This is a genomic window from Ottowia sp. VDI28 (genome assembly GCF_049532675.1).
Classification (GTDB): Bacteria; Pseudomonadota; Gammaproteobacteria; order Burkholderiales; family Burkholderiaceae_C; genus Ottowia.
Genome location: NZ_CP149820.1, coordinates 1,198,460 through 1,214,592, shown reverse-complemented (window position 1 = coordinate 1,214,592; position 16,133 = coordinate 1,198,460). Strand labels below are relative to the sequence as shown.

The 16,133-nt window shown below is 64.9% G+C and carries 12 protein-coding genes and 2 pseudogenes; 2 read left to right on the top strand and 12 right to left on the bottom strand.

Translation table 11 applies throughout. The annotated features are described in order from the left end of the window. Positions 1–17: 17 nt before the first annotated feature. Genes WJU18_RS05640 through WJU18_RS05630 form a run of 3 tightly spaced genes read right to left on the bottom strand, consistent with a single transcriptional unit; the run spans position 18 to position 3,060 of the window. Positions 18–989 (bottom strand): Bug family tripartite tricarboxylate transporter substrate binding protein, encoded by a 972-nt coding sequence (locus WJU18_RS05640; RefSeq protein ID WP_423459147.1) that lies wholly within the window; start codon positions 987–989, stop codon positions 18–20. A gap of 58 nt (positions 990–1,047) precedes the next feature. Next, the gene (locus WJU18_RS05635; RefSeq protein WP_423459146.1) at positions 1,048–2,262 is read right to left on the bottom strand and encodes a CaiB/BaiF CoA transferase family protein; all 1,215 of its coding nucleotides are present in this window, start codon (positions 2,260–2,262) and stop codon (positions 1,048–1,050) included. A gap of 12 nt (positions 2,263–2,274) precedes the next feature. Beyond that, complete coding sequence (locus tag WJU18_RS05630; RefSeq protein WP_423459145.1) at positions 2,275–3,060, bottom strand: enoyl-CoA hydratase-related protein; 786 nt, start codon at positions 3,058–3,060, stop codon at positions 2,275–2,277. Between the two features lie 249 nt (positions 3,061–3,309). On the opposite strand from WJU18_RS05630, the gene WJU18_RS05625 reads away from it, so the two are divergent. Next, entirely contained in the window at positions 3,310–4,095 is a 786-nt protein-coding gene (locus tag WJU18_RS05625) for an IclR family transcriptional regulator (RefSeq protein ID WP_423459144.1), read from the top strand. Positions 4,096–4,165: 70 nt separating this feature from the next. Here WJU18_RS05625 and WJU18_RS05620 read toward each other — a convergent pair whose 3' ends face one another. The 7 genes and pseudogenes from WJU18_RS05620 to WJU18_RS05590 form a co-directional block, all read right to left on the bottom strand. After that, a complete protein-coding gene (locus tag WJU18_RS05620) occupies positions 4,166–5,146 on the bottom strand; it encodes a threonine dehydratase (RefSeq protein ID WP_423459143.1) in 981 nt (326 codons plus the stop codon). 177 nt (positions 5,147–5,323) lie between these two features. Further along, a complete protein-coding gene (locus tag WJU18_RS05615; RefSeq protein WP_423460942.1) occupies positions 5,324–5,962 on the bottom strand; it encodes a LysE family translocator in 639 nt (212 codons plus the stop codon). Positions 5,963–5,974: 12 nt separating this feature from the next. Beyond that, entirely contained in the window at positions 5,975–6,886 is a 912-nt protein-coding gene (locus WJU18_RS05610; protein ID WP_423459142.1) for a PhzF family phenazine biosynthesis protein, read from the bottom strand. Beyond that, a complete protein-coding gene (locus tag WJU18_RS05605; protein ID WP_423459141.1) occupies positions 6,883–8,118 on the bottom strand; it encodes a PLP-dependent aminotransferase family protein in 1,236 nt (411 codons plus the stop codon). Before WJU18_RS05605 ends, WJU18_RS05610 begins: the two co-directional genes overlap by 4 nt. A gap of 60 nt (positions 8,119–8,178) precedes the next feature. Further along, positions 8,179–8,520 (bottom strand): antibiotic biosynthesis monooxygenase family protein, encoded by a 342-nt coding sequence (locus WJU18_RS05600; RefSeq protein WP_423459140.1) that lies wholly within the window; start codon positions 8,518–8,520, stop codon positions 8,179–8,181. A 5-nt stretch (positions 8,521–8,525) separates the two neighbouring features. Further along, positions 8,526–9,448: pseudogene (locus WJU18_RS05595) on the bottom strand (DMT family transporter). Then, complete coding sequence (locus WJU18_RS05590; RefSeq protein WP_423459139.1) at positions 9,441–10,064, bottom strand: LysE family translocator; 624 nt, start codon at positions 10,062–10,064, stop codon at positions 9,441–9,443. The pseudogene WJU18_RS05595 and the gene WJU18_RS05590 overlap by 8 nt, the downstream one beginning before the upstream one ends. A 195-nt stretch (positions 10,065–10,259) precedes the next feature. On the opposite strand from WJU18_RS05590, the gene WJU18_RS05585 reads away from it, so the two are divergent. After that, positions 10,260–11,723 carry a PLP-dependent aminotransferase family protein gene (locus WJU18_RS05585; protein WP_423459138.1) on the top strand — a complete coding sequence of 488 codons (1,464 nt, stop codon included), beginning with the start codon at positions 10,260–10,262 and terminating at the stop codon, positions 11,721–11,723. A gap of 33 nt (positions 11,724–11,756) precedes the next feature. On the opposite strand, the pseudogene WJU18_RS05580 reads toward WJU18_RS05585, so the two are convergent. Both WJU18_RS05580 and WJU18_RS05575 read right to left on the bottom strand, forming a co-directional pair. After that, positions 11,757–12,652, bottom strand: a pseudogene (locus tag WJU18_RS05580) (response regulator). Continuing rightward, positions 12,633–16,070, bottom strand: a complete 3,438-nt coding sequence (locus WJU18_RS05575; protein ID WP_423459137.1) for an ATP-binding protein — start codon at positions 16,068–16,070, stop codon at positions 12,633–12,635. Before WJU18_RS05575 ends, WJU18_RS05580 begins: the two are co-directional and overlap by 20 nt. Positions 16,071–16,133 lie beyond the last annotated feature (63 nt).

Genomic DNA, 16,133 nt, shown 5'->3' with positions numbered 1-16,133 from the left:
TGCCATGAATGGAGCGCTCATTGCGGCTGGATCCCTGCTTCCTGATACCACGCCTTCCATTGGCGCGAATCCGCGGCGATGAAATCCCGGAACTTGGTGTCCGGCAAATACTCCACCGTCATGCCAAGCCCCTGGAGTTTCGCTTTCACCGAGGGCTGCTCAAGCGCGCCTTTCACGGCCTCGGCCAATGCCTTGATGATGGGCTGCGGTGTTCCAGCCGGTGCGAAGAAGCCGCCCCAGGACCGCACTTCGATATCGCGCAGGCCGACCTCCAACAGGGTCGGCACGGCCGGAAGCATGGGCAGCCGGGCATGAGAAGAGACCACCAGCGGGCGGACACGCTGCGAATCGATGAGCGGTTTGGCGGCCATTGGCTCATAGAAGCCAAATGCCGTGACGCCACCGCTCACGTCGGTCAACGCCGCCACGGGCGACACATAGGGCACGGCCAACCCTGCCGCCTGGATTCTCTTCATGTACAGATTGCCCAGGGTCTGGCTGCTACCATTATGATAGCTATAGCTTGCATCCTTGGGATTGGCTTGAATCCAGGCACGCAGCTCGGCCTCCGTCTTCGCGGGATTCTCGCCCTTGACGGCAAGAACCAGCGGCGAACTGACGGTCAATGCGACAGGCGCGAAATCATCAACAGGATGAAACGGCATGGTCTTGAAAACCGCGAGGCCGCCAGCGTGAACCGTGTTGGTGCTGTAGCCGATGGTGTAGCCATCCGGCGGGGCTTTGGCCAGGTAGCCCGCCCCCACGATGCCGTTGCCGCCAGGACGGTTTTCAATGATCACCGGCACCTTGAGTGTCCTGTGAAGCTGCTCGCTGATGACCCGGGCGGCGATATCGCCGCCCCCTCCCGGGGCGAAGGGCACGACCACCTTGACGGGCCGGTCGGGATAGGCGGCGCCAGGCTGCGCCAAGGCTGTGGTTGACGCCAACAGCGCCAACAAGGTGGCCGAAAGGGCGAATTTCAATCGCATGATGTCTCCTTGATTTCTAAGTCGTGTGGCCGGGAAGCCTTGGAACGTGGTCGCGTTCCTAGAGCGCCCCCGCGGTTCGCAGCTCGGTCACCGCCGCCGTGCCGAGCCCCAGCACTTCGTGCAGGACCTGTTCGGTGTGCTCGCCAACTTCCGGCCGCCGAACCGTGGCGGGAAGCGGGACGCCGTGCAGCCGCAAAGGCGTGGAGGGCACGGTGATCGTGCCGAGCAAAGGGTCTTCGATCCGCTCCAGCATGCCGCGCGCCAGCATCTGCGGATCCTCCATGACCTCCTTCAGATTGCGGACCGGTGCCACAGGCACGCGCGCCCGAGCCAAACGCTCCGCTACTTCGTATTTGCCGAGGGCCGATGTCCATTCACCCACGAGTCCGTCGACCTCCTCCATGCGCTTGCAGCGCTCCGCCGTGTGGCGGAAGCGTTCATCCTGCGCAAGCCCGGGCTGCTCCATCGTGCGGGCCAGCGCCTGCCAATGGCCATCAGTGACTGCCGCGATGGCCACCCAACCATCGCGTGCCGGGTACACGGAATACGGACACAGGGCAAGGCCACCATGGCGGTTGCCGGTAGCCGGTGGCGGCTCCCCCGTCTCGTGCAGCACCCCGAGGCTGGATGCCAAGGCCGGCACCATGGTTTCCTGCATCGCCACCTCCACCAGCCCTCCTTCGCCCGTACGGGCACGGCGCAGCAAAGCCGTCACGGTCGCCGCATACAAGTGGATGCCCGAGTGAAAATCCGCCAGGGCCGGGCCTGCCTTCATCGGTGGGCCATCAGGCGCTCCGGTGATGCTCATGACCCCCGAGACAGCCTGGATACAGACATCCATCGCCTGCCGGTCCCGCCCCTCTCCGCTCAAGCCAAAGCCCGTGCCGCTTGCATAGACAAGCCTGGGATTGATGGCACGCAGGACTTCCCAGCCCACCCCCAACCTGTCCATCACACCCGGCGCGAAGTTCTCGATCACCACGTCAGCCTCCCGCGCCAGTGCCAGGAACAGCGCGCGGCCCCCTTCAGACTTCAGGTTCAATGTCATGCTGCGCTTGTTCGTGTTGATCAGCGCAAATGGCAAAGTGGCGCCAGGGTTCACGGCCGAGCGCAGCCGTGTGATCTCGCCGCCGGGAGGTTCGACCTTGATGACCTCCGCCCCAGCCTTGGCCATGAGGAAGGTGGCGTAAGGGCCGAGATAGGCTTGCGTGAGGTCCAGCACCCGCATGCCGGCCATCGGCATCTCCGATGAGCTTTTGGTTTCCTGCGTCAAGGGATCGCTCCTTTAGCGGTTGCGCCAGACCGGCTTGCGTTTCTCGGTGAATGCGAGAGGGCCTTCGATGAAGTCCTCGCTTTGCATCATTTCCATCACCACTGGGTATTGGGTACGGAATGCCGACTCGAGATCCGTGGCCGACAAGCCCTGCAAGGCCGCTGTCTTGGTGGTCCTGATGGAAACGGGTGAGCACTCCAGAATCTGGGCTGCCCATCGCCGGGCCCCCTCCATGGCCTGCCCCATGGGCACGACTTCGTTCACGAAGCCCAGTTGAAGCCCCTCCTGAGCAGTCACGCGGCGCCCCGTGAGCAGAATACCCATGGCGGTCTGCATGGGCAGAGAACGAACCAGGCGGTGCATGCCACCGCCGATCGCAGCCAGACCCACCCGCGGCTCCGACAGGGCGAAGAACGCGTGCTCGGAAGCAATGATCAGATCGCAGGCCAAGGCCAACTCGAAACCGCCGCCCATGGCAATGCCGTTGACCGCCGCAATCACCGGCTTCTGGAGATCGAAACGCGAAACAAGGCCGCCGAATCCATCGGGTACGTATTCACGCTTGACACCGGCCGCGGTGGCCTTGAGATCGTTTCCTGCGCTGAAAGCGCGGTCACCCGCGCCCGTGACGATGGCGACCCAGAGCTCAGGATCGGCCGCGTACGCATCCCAGACCCGGCTCAACTCGAAATGCGCCGGAGAGTACAGGGCATTCATGACCTCGGGGCGGTTCAACGTGACTTCGAGGATGCGGCCGTTGCGGGCGGCACGGCAATATTGAAGATTCTCAAAATCCATTGTTGTATTGAATAAAACATCGTTGCAATGAAAGATATGATAGTTCTTTAAACTGATCTTGCAACCATCAAAAATAAGGGTTTTCCCTTTATTCAAGACCAGACGCTGGCTTTACTCACCACCGGGATATGGGGCGCCACGTACGCCGGCAACGAATACGCCGCTCCGGCTAGACTCACCCGTCAAGACTTCTTGAAACGCTGTTGCAGCCGAATCTTCGGGACGCACATTGGGAAAGCAAATATGGGAATGAAAGGCAAAGTCGACATCGAGGACGCGGAAGATGCCGAACGGCCGCGCATGGATTCGGTGATCGCGAAGGTGGTGGCGTCGCTGGAAATCCTCAGCCGATCGGATACCCCCGTGGGGGTCAGCGCCGTTGCGCGCGCCCTGGATCTGGACAAAAGCAATGTCCACCGCATCTTCAACACGCTGCTGGACCTGGGATACGTGCAGAAGGACGATGACACCGGCCGCTATTCCGCCACTCTCAAGCTGTGGGAGCAGGGCTCGGCCATCATTGGGCGGCATCCGATCAAGCGGGCAGGCCAGCCCATACTGCGCATGCTGAGGCAGCAGACCAACGAGAGCCCTTATTTGTCCGTGCTGCAAGGAATGGAGGTGCTGTATCTTGACAGCCTCGACGCACCCTACCCGCTCGTTGCGCAGGTCACCGCTGGCAGGCGGGTTCCTGCCCACCGGACGGCTTCAGGCAAGGCCATTCTGGCGTTCCAGCCCGACCCTGCAACGCTGCTCCATCAGCTGCCTGCCTCGGTGCGAGACACGCTCGATATACCCGCGCTTCTGAAAGAATTCGCGCTCATTCGCAAACGCGGTTTCGCGGTGTCCACCAACGCATCGGTCATGGGGATGACCGCTGTAGCCGCGCCCGTTCTAAAGCGCGGCGCCCCGCCCTACATCGCGGTGGGCGTGGGCGGCTTGTCGGACAGATATGACGAGAAATATATCGAGCAATTGAGCAGGGCTGTGCTGAATTCAGCCGTCAACATTTCGGAGATCGTTGGCGACGCATGAACCTAAGAACGTGTTTACGATCTCCTCGCGGGTCCGTTGCGCCGAGATCGTAAACACGTTCTAAGAGCGATCAGCCTTCGTTCAGCACAGCACTCATCAGGGAGGCATCCACGTTGGCCCCCGTGACCACCACGCCAACGCGGCGGCCGGCCAGTTGGCTTCTTTCTTGAAGCGCCGCCGCAAATGCCGCGGCCCCCGCGCCTTCGGCCAGGTTGTGCGTGTCTTCGTAGAGCGCACGCATGGATGCGGCGACTTCTTCATCGGTGACCGCCACCACATGATCGAGATGGCGCGCCAGCAACTCGAGCGCCCGCTCGTCGGCTCGCCGCACCGCCATGCCATCAGCCAGCCGGGTACTGACAGCGGCCTCGACGACACGGCCAGCCGCGATCGAATCCGCGTATGTTCTGGCATGCGCGCTCACGACGCCCACGATGCGCACCGGATGATTCAAGGCTTGCCTGGCCACGATGGCGGCGCAGGCTCCCGAGCCCAAGCCAATAGGCACGTAGGCCACCTCCAGATCCGGCACCGCGCGCAGGAATTCCCACCAATAGGTGGCCACGCCGCGCACCAGATCCATGTGGAAGCTGGGTACCATCAGCGCCCCACGCTCGGCAGCCAGTTGGCGGGCATAGTCGGCGCTTTCGGTGAAATCGTCACCGTGCTCGATGAGCTGCACGCCAAGCGCGCGCATGGCGGCATTTTTCTCGGCCGAATTCCCGCGCGGGACCACAATGGTGCAGCCTACTCCATGCGCACGCGCCGCCCAGCCGATACTCTGGCCGTGGTTGCCGCGCGTGGCGCTGACCACCTCCTTGGGCAGCTCACCCTGCCTGGCCAACTCATGAAAATAGGTCAAGCCGCCGCGGATCTTGAACGCTCCGACCGGGGTATGGTTTTCGTGCTTCACCCAGCAATCCGTTCCCAGCCGCTCTGAAAGCAGTGCCCAACGGTATTGAGGTGTGGGCGGAAATTCGCGGTAGACGACGCTGGCGGCAGCTTCGATCTGGGCCAGCGTGGGCAGCGCCGCGGTTTCAGGATGTGCCATTAGAACGTGTTTACGATCTCGGCGCGAGGGCCGTTGTGATCGAAAAATGGTGGCTGCAAGGCGAAAAACGCAGGGATACCTCGTGGTATCGCGAGTATTTTCAACGCCGCAGACGCGGTTTTTGCGGGCGCCGTGCAACGGGCGCAACGGACCCGCGAGGAGATCGTAAACACGTTCTTAGGCTGCAGGGCGTTTTTCAGTCAGCAGGCGCAGCGCCAATGCGGTCAGCACGCCGCCCATCACCCAGCGCTGCGCGGCGATCCAGCGCGGGCTGCGATTGAGGAACCGCGACACACCGCCCGCACCCAGTACCAGCAGCGCATTGACGCCACCGCTGATACCGATCTGCAATGCACCGAGCAACAGGCACTGCAACAGCCAGTTCCCGCGTTCAGGGTGCAGGAACTGCGGAAAGAACGACAGGTAGAACATGGCCACCTTCGGATTGAGCAGGTTGGTCATGAAACCCATTGCGAACAGCTTGCGCGGGCCATCGGGCGCCAACGCGCGCGGCTCGAACGGCGCCGCGCCGCCCGGCTTGACCGCCGACCAGGCCAGCCACAGCAAGTAAGCCGCGCCTGCAATGCGGATGACATCAAAGGCCATGGGGACGGCGATCAACAGTGCCGTGAGGCCCAGCGAAGCCGCCAGCAGGTGCACGACAAAGCCGAGCACCACCCCCGTCAACGATACCAACCCGGCGCGCGGCCCCTGGACAAGACTTCGCGAGACGCAATACACCATATTGGGCCCAGGCGTGAGCACCAACACAAGCGCCGCAACCGCAAACAACAGCAACTCCGACAGCGTGAACATCATCAACCCTTTCTACAAAAATACCTCGCCCCGGATCAGGCCGACGCAGTCGCCGCCCACCCAGACCTGGCCTTCGTCGTCGCGCGACACATGAACGCGGCCGGCGCGGCCCAGTGCCGTCCCCTGCGCGGCGGTGTAGCTCGCGGGCAGCTCGCCCGCCTCGATCAGCCACTGCGCCAGGCTGGCGTTGAGGCTGCCCGTCACCGGATCCTCTGCCACGCCAATAGGCGCAGCGAAGGCGCGCACTTCGATCAAAGGCGCCTCGCGGTGGCCGCCGTTACCGAAGGCACGCGCTTCACGGCTTGATCTGGATATCAGTTGCGTGGCGGCCTGCGGCTGGTGGAGGCCAACCACACCGATCTTCTGCCCCAGAGAGGCCAGTTGCGCATGGTTCGGCTCGAGCGCCAACACGGTATCGGCGCTGTCCAACTGGAGGGCGAGCCACACCGGCCCGTTGTTCAGCGACTGCGCGCGCAGCACCTGCCCGGCCTGAACACCCAGCGCTTGCGCTACTTTGGCCAGCATGGCCGGTGATGGAGCCTCTTGCCGGCTGGGCGGCGCAGCGAAGGCCAGGCGCTCGCCCTCCCGGCGAATCGGCACCAGCCCGTTGGCGCATTGCTGCACGATCCGTCCGGCGGATTTGGGCCGGCCGCCTCCCGCCAGCCAGGCAAAGCACGATCCCAGCGTGGGGTGGCCGGCGAACGGCAGCTCGCCGCCTGGCGTGAAAATGCGCAAGGCATAGTCCGCCTGAGGATCGGTCGGCGGCAGCACGAAGGTGGTTTCCGAGAGATTGGTCCAGCGTGCGAAGCGCTGCATGTCCGCATCGTCGAGGCCGCTGCCGTCCAGCACCACGGCCACGGGGTTGCCATAGCCAGGGACCGCGCTGAAAACGTCGATTTGCGCGAAAGGGCGGTGCCGCGTCATGGCGATTTACCGCCAACGGCAAGCGCCTGCCGCACCACCTTGCTCAGCGCCGCCATGCCACGATCTATCTCATCCGGCGTGGAAGTCACGAACGAAAGGCGCATGGTGCGTGTGTCCGGCTCCTGGGCATAGAACGGAGCGCCCGGCACGAAGGCCATGCCTGCATCGACCGCTGCAGGCAGCAGCGCCTGGGCGTTCAACCCCTCGGGCAGGCGTACCCAGATGAACATGCCGCCGCTCGGCTCCGTCCACTTGGCGCCCGTAGGCCCCAACTCGCGCGCCAGGGCCGCCACCATGGCGTCGCGCTGAGCGTGATAGCGCGCGCGGATGGTGGGGACATGCCGGTCCAGGAAGCCGTCGCGGATCACTTCAGCGACCAGGCGCTGGTTGAAGCCTGGCGTGTGCAGATCAGCGGCCTGCTTGGCTTGCAGCAGCTTCGGATACAGCGCGGGCGGCGCGATCACGAAGCCCAGGCGCAAGCCGGGCGCCAGGATCTTGCTGAACGAGCCCAGGTAGATCACGCCTTCCGGCCAGCGGGCCAACAGCGGCTTGGGCGGCGCCTGATCGAACCACAACTCGCCATAGGGATTGTCCTCAACGATCGGGAGCCCATGCTCGCGGCAGACGGCCAGCACGGCCTCACGCCGGGCTTCCGGCATGGTGCGGCCCGTGGGGTTCTGGAAATTGGGCAGCAGATACATGAAGCGCGGCCGCTCGGCCATGCCCTTGAGTTGTTCGCGCAGGGCTTCGGGCTGCACACCTTCATCGTCGCTGCTCACGCTTTCAATGCGTGGCTCCATGGGAGAGAAGGCCTGCAGGGCGCCCAGATAGGTAGGCGTCTCGACCATGACCGGCACACCCTTGTCTATCAGCACCTTGGCGATCAGATCCAGCCCCTGCTGGCTGCCGGTGGTGATCAGCACCTGGTCGGGCGAAATCACCGCCCCGTGCTTGCCCATCTCCGTGACCACCCACTGGCGCAGCTCCGGCAGGCCTTCGCTCGCGGCGTACTGCAGCGAGGGCTTGGCGATGGCGCTGCCCTCTGCGAGGATGCTGGCGCAGGCCGCGCGCATGGCGTCGATGGGGAAAGTCTCCGGTGAAGGCAGGCCGCCCGCGAAGTTGAGAATACCCGGACGCTCGGTCACCTTGAGGATTTCACGGATGGCCGAGGGGTTCATGGAATGGGCACGTTCGGCCAGGAACCAGGGAGAGGTGGGAGCAATCGCGTTCATGATGGGTAGTGGGACTGAAAGGTCTTGGCAGGTGGGAGTGTCAGGAAAATCCGGTGGGCGTCAGGAGACCGCGCCGCGATCGAAGCTGTAGGCGCGCTCCACCTTGGCGATGCGCACCTCGAAGTGCTGGTACCAGCGCTCGCGGCCCTGTTCGCGCGCCAGCGTGTGTTCGGCATGGCGGCGCCAGGCGGCAATGGCCTCCAGGCTGTCGTAATAGGCCACCGTGATACCGAAGCCAGCCTCGTCGCGCGTGCTTTCGGCCCCGAGGTAACCAGGTTGCCGGGCCGCCAGCTCCGCCATATGCTGCGCCGTGGCGGCGTAGCCATCGTCGCCCTCCGTGCGCTGGCTGGCGAAGATGACCGCGTAATAAGGCGGCTTGAGATTCAGGGCAAAGGGACTCATCGGAGTCATCGCACCCTCCGGCTGATGAAAATAGTGGCCACCACGGCCAGCGCGAAGCCGACCGAGATCGCATCCAGCCGCTCACCCAGCAACGGCCAGGCAAAGAGCATGGAAATGAACGGCTGCAGAAGCTGCGTCTGGCTCACGCGCAGGGCACCGCCCCAGTCGAGGCCGCGATACCACGCGAAGAAACTGGCCCACATCGAGACCGAGCCGACGTATGCAAACGCGCCCCAGCTCGCCGGCCTGATGGCGCCCGCCTCGGCCGGCCAAAGCCATATCGCGGCGGGCAGCGTGAGGGAAGCGCGCCCGCGCATACCCAGCAGATCACGCGCTCGGCGCCGAGCTCCGGGGTGATCTTGGCGCCATACACATAGCCGATCGATGCTGACACGACAGCCACCATCAGCAGCAGATCAGCCTTGTCGAAGCCGAAGCCGCCCTGGGTATCGGCCCGCATCCAGGCAAACACGACCACCAGCGCACTTCCCACGACGGCGCAGATCCAGAAACCCGGGCGGGCACGCTGGCCCAGCGCCCAGGCCGCCACGACCGCCGTGGCCAGCGGTGACAGCGCCGTGATGACAGCCGCATGCGTGGCCGTGACGCTGCGCAGCGCCAGCGCAAGAAGCAGGGGGTAGGCCACGACGTTGCCCGCGATGGCGAACCCCAGCGCCGGCCAGTGTTCGCGCTTGGGCCAAGGCGAGCGTGTCAAGACCAGGAAAGCCACGGAAAGCAGCCCCGCCAGTGCCGCGCGCCCCAGCGTGACAAAGGCGGGCGTGAGTTGTGGATCGGCCTCCGTGCCCGTGGCCAGCCGGGTGGCCGGCAGCGTGATGGCAAAGCAAGCCACGCCCAGCACTCCGAGCCAGAAACCAGCCAGCAGGCGCGCGTCGCCCTGCAGAGCGGAAGCTGACGTCGTATTACCCATGAGAAGCGCTCCCCGCCACGCTCCACACCATCCAGATGGCGGTTAGCAGCAGCGCAAAGGCCATCAAGCGGTTGAACCACAGCAGGCGCCGCCCCTGCGCCAGCCACTGGCGCAGCAGCGAGCCCAGCAGGGCATAGCTGAGATTGCTGAAAAAGGCGAACCCCATCATCACCGGCAGCACCAGCAGGGTGCGGGTGCCCCAGTCAGGGCGGCCAGCAATCCAGCCGCCTACGATGGACAGCGCCAGCATCCAGGCCTTGATGTTCAGGAATTGGAGGAACACGCCTTCCCGGAAGTTCACATCGAGGCGGGCCTCGTCGGCCTGGGACAGCCGGTCGGAACGCGCCAACCGCGCCGCCAGCCACAGCATATAGCCGACCCCGAAGGCCAGCACCGCCCAGTGCAACGGCGGCCAGGCCACCAGGAGCGCGCCCAAACCCAGCACACACAGCACCAGCAGCGCTGCCCAGCCGGCAGGCACTGCGCACACGAAGCGCATGGCGCCACCCAAGCCCCTGTTGGCCGCCAGCGCGGTAGCCAGGGTGGTGTTGGGTCCGGGTGTGAAGCTGGCGGCAGTAGCCAGCATCAGCAGCGCGGCGAATTCGTTCGGCGGCATGGTATCCAATGTAGCGAATATTTCAGTACACAAGCAATACAGTTGACAGGGTCAGAATATTGACTGTATTGTTTGCGGCGGCCACACAGTTTTCGGAGCAGGACTTGCGCCAAAGAAAGCTCGCCAAGTCCGGATGGCCGCGCCCGCCAGGAGCGCGAGCTCCCATAGAGTCTATTCACAACACACGGAATCCGCATGCTGCTGCGTTCTGCCTCTCAGCCGCTGTCCGACCAACTGGCCGCCCGCTTCGCGGCGCACATCCGCGACCACCTGCTGGCCCCGGGCACCCGCCTGCCCAGCGTGCGCCAGTGCGCCGAGCAGCAGGGGGTGAGCCCGTCCACCGTGGTCGCGGCCTACGACCAATTGCTGGCGCAAGGCCTGGTGGAAGCCCGCCGCAACCGGGGCTTCTTCGTGCGGGACCGGGCGCGGAAGCCCCCTCATGTATCCAGCCCTCCAGCCGCCGCCGCCATCCCGCCAAGACTGATCCACGCGCCGGGCGCCGCTCCCCAGTATGCCGCGGGGATCAACGCCGCCACGCTCATGCGCGGCATGTTCTCCTATCAGGACGACAAGCCGCAGCCGGGTGTTGGCATGCTCCCCCCGGCATGGATCGCCACCGACCCGTTGGTAACTTCCCTGCGCAAGGTCTCCAGCAGCTCAGCCCTGCGCGATGTGAGCGTGCGCTACGGAGACCCGATGGGCGATGCCTGGCTGCGCCGCGTGCTGGCTGCACGTCTGGGAGACATGGGCATTGCCGCGGACCCTGAGCGGATCATCACCACCGTGGGCGCCACGAACGCCCTGGACATCATCAGCCGCACGCTGCTCAAACCAGGCGACAGCGTGATGGTGGAAGAGCCGGGCTGGTCGGTGGAATTCACCCGCCTGGCCGCCCTGGGCGTTCGTATGCTGCCCGTGCCGCGCCGCCCTGACGGGCCGGATCTCGAGGTGATGGAGCGCTATTGCCAGGCCCATGCCGGCACGCCTGCTGCCCCTCGCCTCTTCATCAGCGTGAGCGTGCTGCACAACCCGACCGGCGGCAGCATCACCCCCACCAATGCGCATCAACTGCTGCGCCTGGCCGAGCAATATGATTTTCATATTGCCGAAGACGACTGCTATGGCCACCTGGCTCCCGTGCACGCCACTCGGTTGACGCAACTCGACGGCCTGCGGCGCACCCTGTATGTGGGCGGCTTCGCCAAGATCCTGGCGCCCAACTGGCGCATTGGTTTTCTGGCCGCGCCGCCCGGCCTGCTGGAGCCGCTGCTGGACACCAAGCTGCTCTCGACCCTCACCACGGCCAGCCTGCTGGAGCGCGCGCTGGCGCACTGCATCGAGCAAGGCCTTCTGCGCCGCCATGCCCAGCGCATCCGCACCCGGTTGGATGCCGCGCGCAGCCGCAGCGTGAAATTAGCGCTGCAGCATGGCTGCACGCTGGCTGCCGAGCCGGCGGGCATGTTCGGCTGGGTCGATACGGGGGTGGATACGGATCAACTGGCGGTGCGTATGCTGGACGATGGGTACCTGCTGGCCCCCGGCGCGGTGTTCCATGCCGAGAGGAGGCCCAGCACCTTGATGCGCATCAACTTCGCTACTACGCAGGATGCGGCGTTCTGGGGGAGATTCGCGGAGGTTCGCAATGCCATGCGGGGATAGTTATCGTTTGCAGGGTAGAGACAAGCGCGCCCCTCATCCCCCCACACCCCCATGTGCCGCCGCGATCGCCACCGCCGCACTGCGCGTCTCCACCCCCAGCTTGGCGAACACATGCTCGAGATGCTTGTTCACCGTGCGCGGACTCATACCCAGAATATCCGCGATATCGCGATTGGTCTTTCCTTTGGCCAGCCAACTCAGCACCTCGGTCTCTCGCGGCGTCAGCGAGGCCTGGCGCAAGCGGTCGGCAGCGGGATTGTTGTCCGCTGCGGGGTCAGCAGCAGCATGGATTCACCAGGATGGCCCTGGCCCATGTAGCGTGCCAACAGCCGGCCCTTGGGGCCCGAACCACCGCTGGCCTCGCCGTGGATCACGGCCCGCCGCAGCCACTCCGTGGAGGCAGGCAGTGTGGGGTCGCCCAGCCAGTCGCGGACTTGCGGAGAGCACCAGGCCACGCGGCCCTGCGAATCGAGCAACACACTCCCCATGCCGGCCACCTCCACCGCCTCCTGAGCGAGCCGGGACACCCGCGCATTGCGCACATGGGTAGCCAGCCGCGCCATCACCTCCGGCAAGCGCAAAGGCTTGACCACGTAGTCCACACCGCCGCTCGCGAACCCTCTGATGATCTGATCGGTATCTGAAAGCCCGGTCATGAAGAGCACCGGCACATGCGTCCAGGCTGGCGTGGCCTTGATCTGCGCGCACAGCGAGAAGCCATCGCGGCCTGGCATCACGGCATCCAGCAGTACGCCGTCGGGCACGGTCACCATGAAGCGTTCGAGCGCTTCGTCCACATCGCGGGCAGCGAGCACGTCATAGCCTTCCAAGGTCAGCGCCTCGCACAACAATTGAAGCGTATCCAGCGCATCTTCGACGACAAGGATCACAGGCTGGGCAGGCGGAAGATCAGGGAGAGGAGTGGTCATGGAGAGAGTCGTGTGAAAGTTGAAGCAGGCCGATCAGGCCATCAAAATCGAACCGGTCCAGGCGCGCCTGGAGTACCGCCAGCGCAGCCGCCTCGACGGGAGGCTGCCCTGCACCGGCTTCGCGAAGGCGTTGCCGCAGGGCAGCGGCCCGGCCTTGGCGCGCCATGCGCAAAAGATCGCCTTGCCACTCGGCCGGCAGCCCCGCCAGCGGCGCATCGGCGCTCAGCGTGGCCACGGTAACAGGGGCAACAGGGGTAACAGGCTCGTCGCGTGTCCAGCGCAAACCCAGCACGTTTTCGATCGTCTCCAGCAGCTCCGACTCCATCACCGGTTTGGCGATAAATCCCTGGCACCTGGCCTGGCGGATGTCATCGCTCTGGTTGTCGAACAGGTTGGCCGAGACAAAGACCACCGGCAGTTGAGCGGCATCCAGGCGGTCGCGCACGCGTCGCGCAGTCTCCCAGCCATCAAGGCCATCCATGGATATATCCAGCAGCAGCAGATCAGGCAGCGCCCGCTCCAGGATTTCCAGGCATTCCTGGCCGCTGGCCGCCTCGCGCACCTCGAAATTCAGCGGCACCAGCAACCCAGCCAGCAGTTGCCGGTGCAACGGCTGATCGTCGACCACGAGCAGGGTACGGCGCGGGCCTTCGTAACCCGTCACCGGCCGCAAGACCTGGGCGGCGCGCTCCGGAGGAACCGCCTCGGACGCCACACGGGGCAGATACAGGCGCAAGGTGAACACACTGCCCTGCCCGGGCGCACTGCGCAGGGACAGCTCGCCGCCCATCATCTGCGCGATCAATTGGGTAATGGTCAGGCCCAGGCCGGTGCCGGTTTCGGCCGAGCGCCGGCCGGCCGAACCGCGCTCGAAAGGCATGAAGATGCGCTCCTGGTCCTGCTCGGCGATCCCGATGCCGGTATCGGCCACTTCAATACGGGCCACCTGTTGCCGGAAATCCATGCGCAGGCAAACTTCGCCCCGCTCGGTGAAACGGACGGCATTGCTCAGCAGATTGATCAGAAGCTGCCGCAGGCGCTTGGCGTCCGCGCTGATCCAGTCCGGCCGTTCACCTTCGATCGCTATCACGAAGCGCAAGCCCTTGGCTTCGGCCTGCAAGCGCACCATGCGTTCCACGTCTTCAATCAGAGGCCCCAGCGGCAGGGGCGAGGGATCGAGCCTCAAGCGATTGGCCTCGATGCGCGCCAGGTCCAGGGAATCGTCGATCAGCGCATGCATGTGCTGGCCGCTGCGCTGCATGGTGGCGACCATGTCGCGCGCAGGCCCCTCGACCTCGGGGTTCCTGAGCAGAAGCTGGGCATAGCCCAGGATGCTGGTGAGCGGGGTACGCAGCTCGTGTGTCATGCCGGCCACATAGCGGGTCTTGGCCAGATTGGCGGTTTCAGCATGGTCGCGCGCCGATTGCAGTTCCGCGTCGGTGCGGCGGTGGGCATCGATCTCCTTGAGCAACAATTGCGTTTGCCGCTCCGACTCGTCTTGCGCGATGCGCCTGCTGTCGTTGGTGAGGACGATCCACCAGGCCGCCACGGCAGCCAGCGCGGCCAGCAGCGCGAACACCTTCAGGAAGGGCCATTGCAGCTCGGCGGCGCGGCCATGCGCGCTTTCCTGCGCGAAGACAACGCCGAAAAAGAAGGCCATGACGGCACTCAGCGTCATGAACACCATGAGGTATTGCCCCAGCCGGAAGTTCACCCGTGCGGCCAACCGGTCCGGCAGCAGCGCAAGAAGCCAGAGCCGGATCTGGTCGGCTCCTCGCGCGTCGACCTTGCAGCGGTCGTGGCAACGCGACTCGAGCGAGCAGCACAGCGAGCAGATCGGCGCGCCGAACGCGGGGCAGGTGGCCATGTCCTCGGATTCGAATTGGTTGTTGCAGACCGCGCAGCGCACCGGTTGACCGGGCGTCCATTCGTCCCGCGGCACGCGGGCCAGGTAATAGCGCCCGCGGGTCAGCACGGCCAGCAGTGGCGAAAGCACCATGGCTAGGCCCAGGGCGATGAAAGGCGAGAAGGCTGCCGCGGCCTCCCCCATCAGGCCCGCGTAGGCCGTGGAAGCTACCACGGCAGCTACCAGCATCGCGCCGATGCCAACCGGATTGAAGTCGTAGAGGTAAGCGCGCCGGAACTCGATGCCCCGAGGGCTCAGGCCCAGCGGCTTGTTGATGACAAGATCGGCCACCAGCGCGCCCACCCAGGCGATAGCCACATTGCTATACAGGCCCAGCACCTTCTCCAGGCCGCTGAACACGCCCAGCAGCATGAGCAAGGTAGCCAGGGCGACGTTGAACACCAGCCAGACCACGCGGCCCGGGTGGCTGCGCGTGATGCGCGCGAAGAAATTCGACCACGCCAGCGAACCGGCATAGGCATTCGTGAGATTGATCTTGATCTGCGAGACGATGACGAAAACCACCGTGACGGCCACCGCCACCGCTGGCATGCCTATCGACTGCGTGAAGCCGATCAGATACATCTGGGTAGGCTCAGTGACGCGCCCGGGAGAGACTTCGAACTGCATGGCCACGAAGGCCAGGAAAGCGCCGCCCGCCATCCTGAGCATGCCCATGGCGATCCAGCCTGGCCCGCTGACCAGTACGGCGCCCCACCAGCGCCAGCGGTTCTCATGGTTTTTCTCCGGCAGGAAACGCAGGAAATCCACCTGCTCGCCGATCTGCACCACCAGCGCGAAGATGATCGTGGCAGCGGCGCCGAACATCAGTGGAGAGAATTCGCTGGAGCCGGACTTCAGGCCCGAGAGGCTGGCGAACTCGCGGTAGAGACCGGGCTGCGAGAGGCCTATCCAGATGAAAGGCAGCACCAGCAGAAACAACCACAGCGGCTGGGTCCAGGCCTGCAACCGGTTGATGAGGGTGACCCCGCGGATCGCCAGCGGCACCACGACCAGCGACGAGAGCAAATAGCACAGCGGCAATGACCAACCCGTGGCCATCTGCACCGCCAATCCCATGATCACCGCTTCCAACGCGAAAAAGATGAAAGTGAAGACGGCATAGATCAGCGAGGTGATCGTGGATCCCAAATACCCGAAGCCCGCCCCCCGCGTCAGCAGATCCATGTCCAGCCCGTGCCGCGCCGCGTAGTAGGCGATGGGCAGCCCTGTCAGGAAGATCAGCAGCCCCACCACCAGAATGGCCCACATCGCATTGGAGAACCCGTAGTTCACGGCGATGGCGCCGCCGATGGCTTCGAGCGCCAGGAACGAGAGCGAGCCGAACGCCGTGTTGGCCACCCGCCACTCGCTCCATTTGCGGAAGCTGCGCGGCGTGTAGCGCAGGGCGTAGTCCTCCATGGTCTCGTCGGCCACCCACGAGTTGTACTTGCGCCGCGATCCGAAGATCTGCTGCGGGACGATGGGAATGGTGCGGTCGGTCCGGTTCATCAGCTTCAAGCCAGTGCGGCACAAGCTGCAAGAAACGTGCCCAGCGAACGCGCGCCCCGCTTA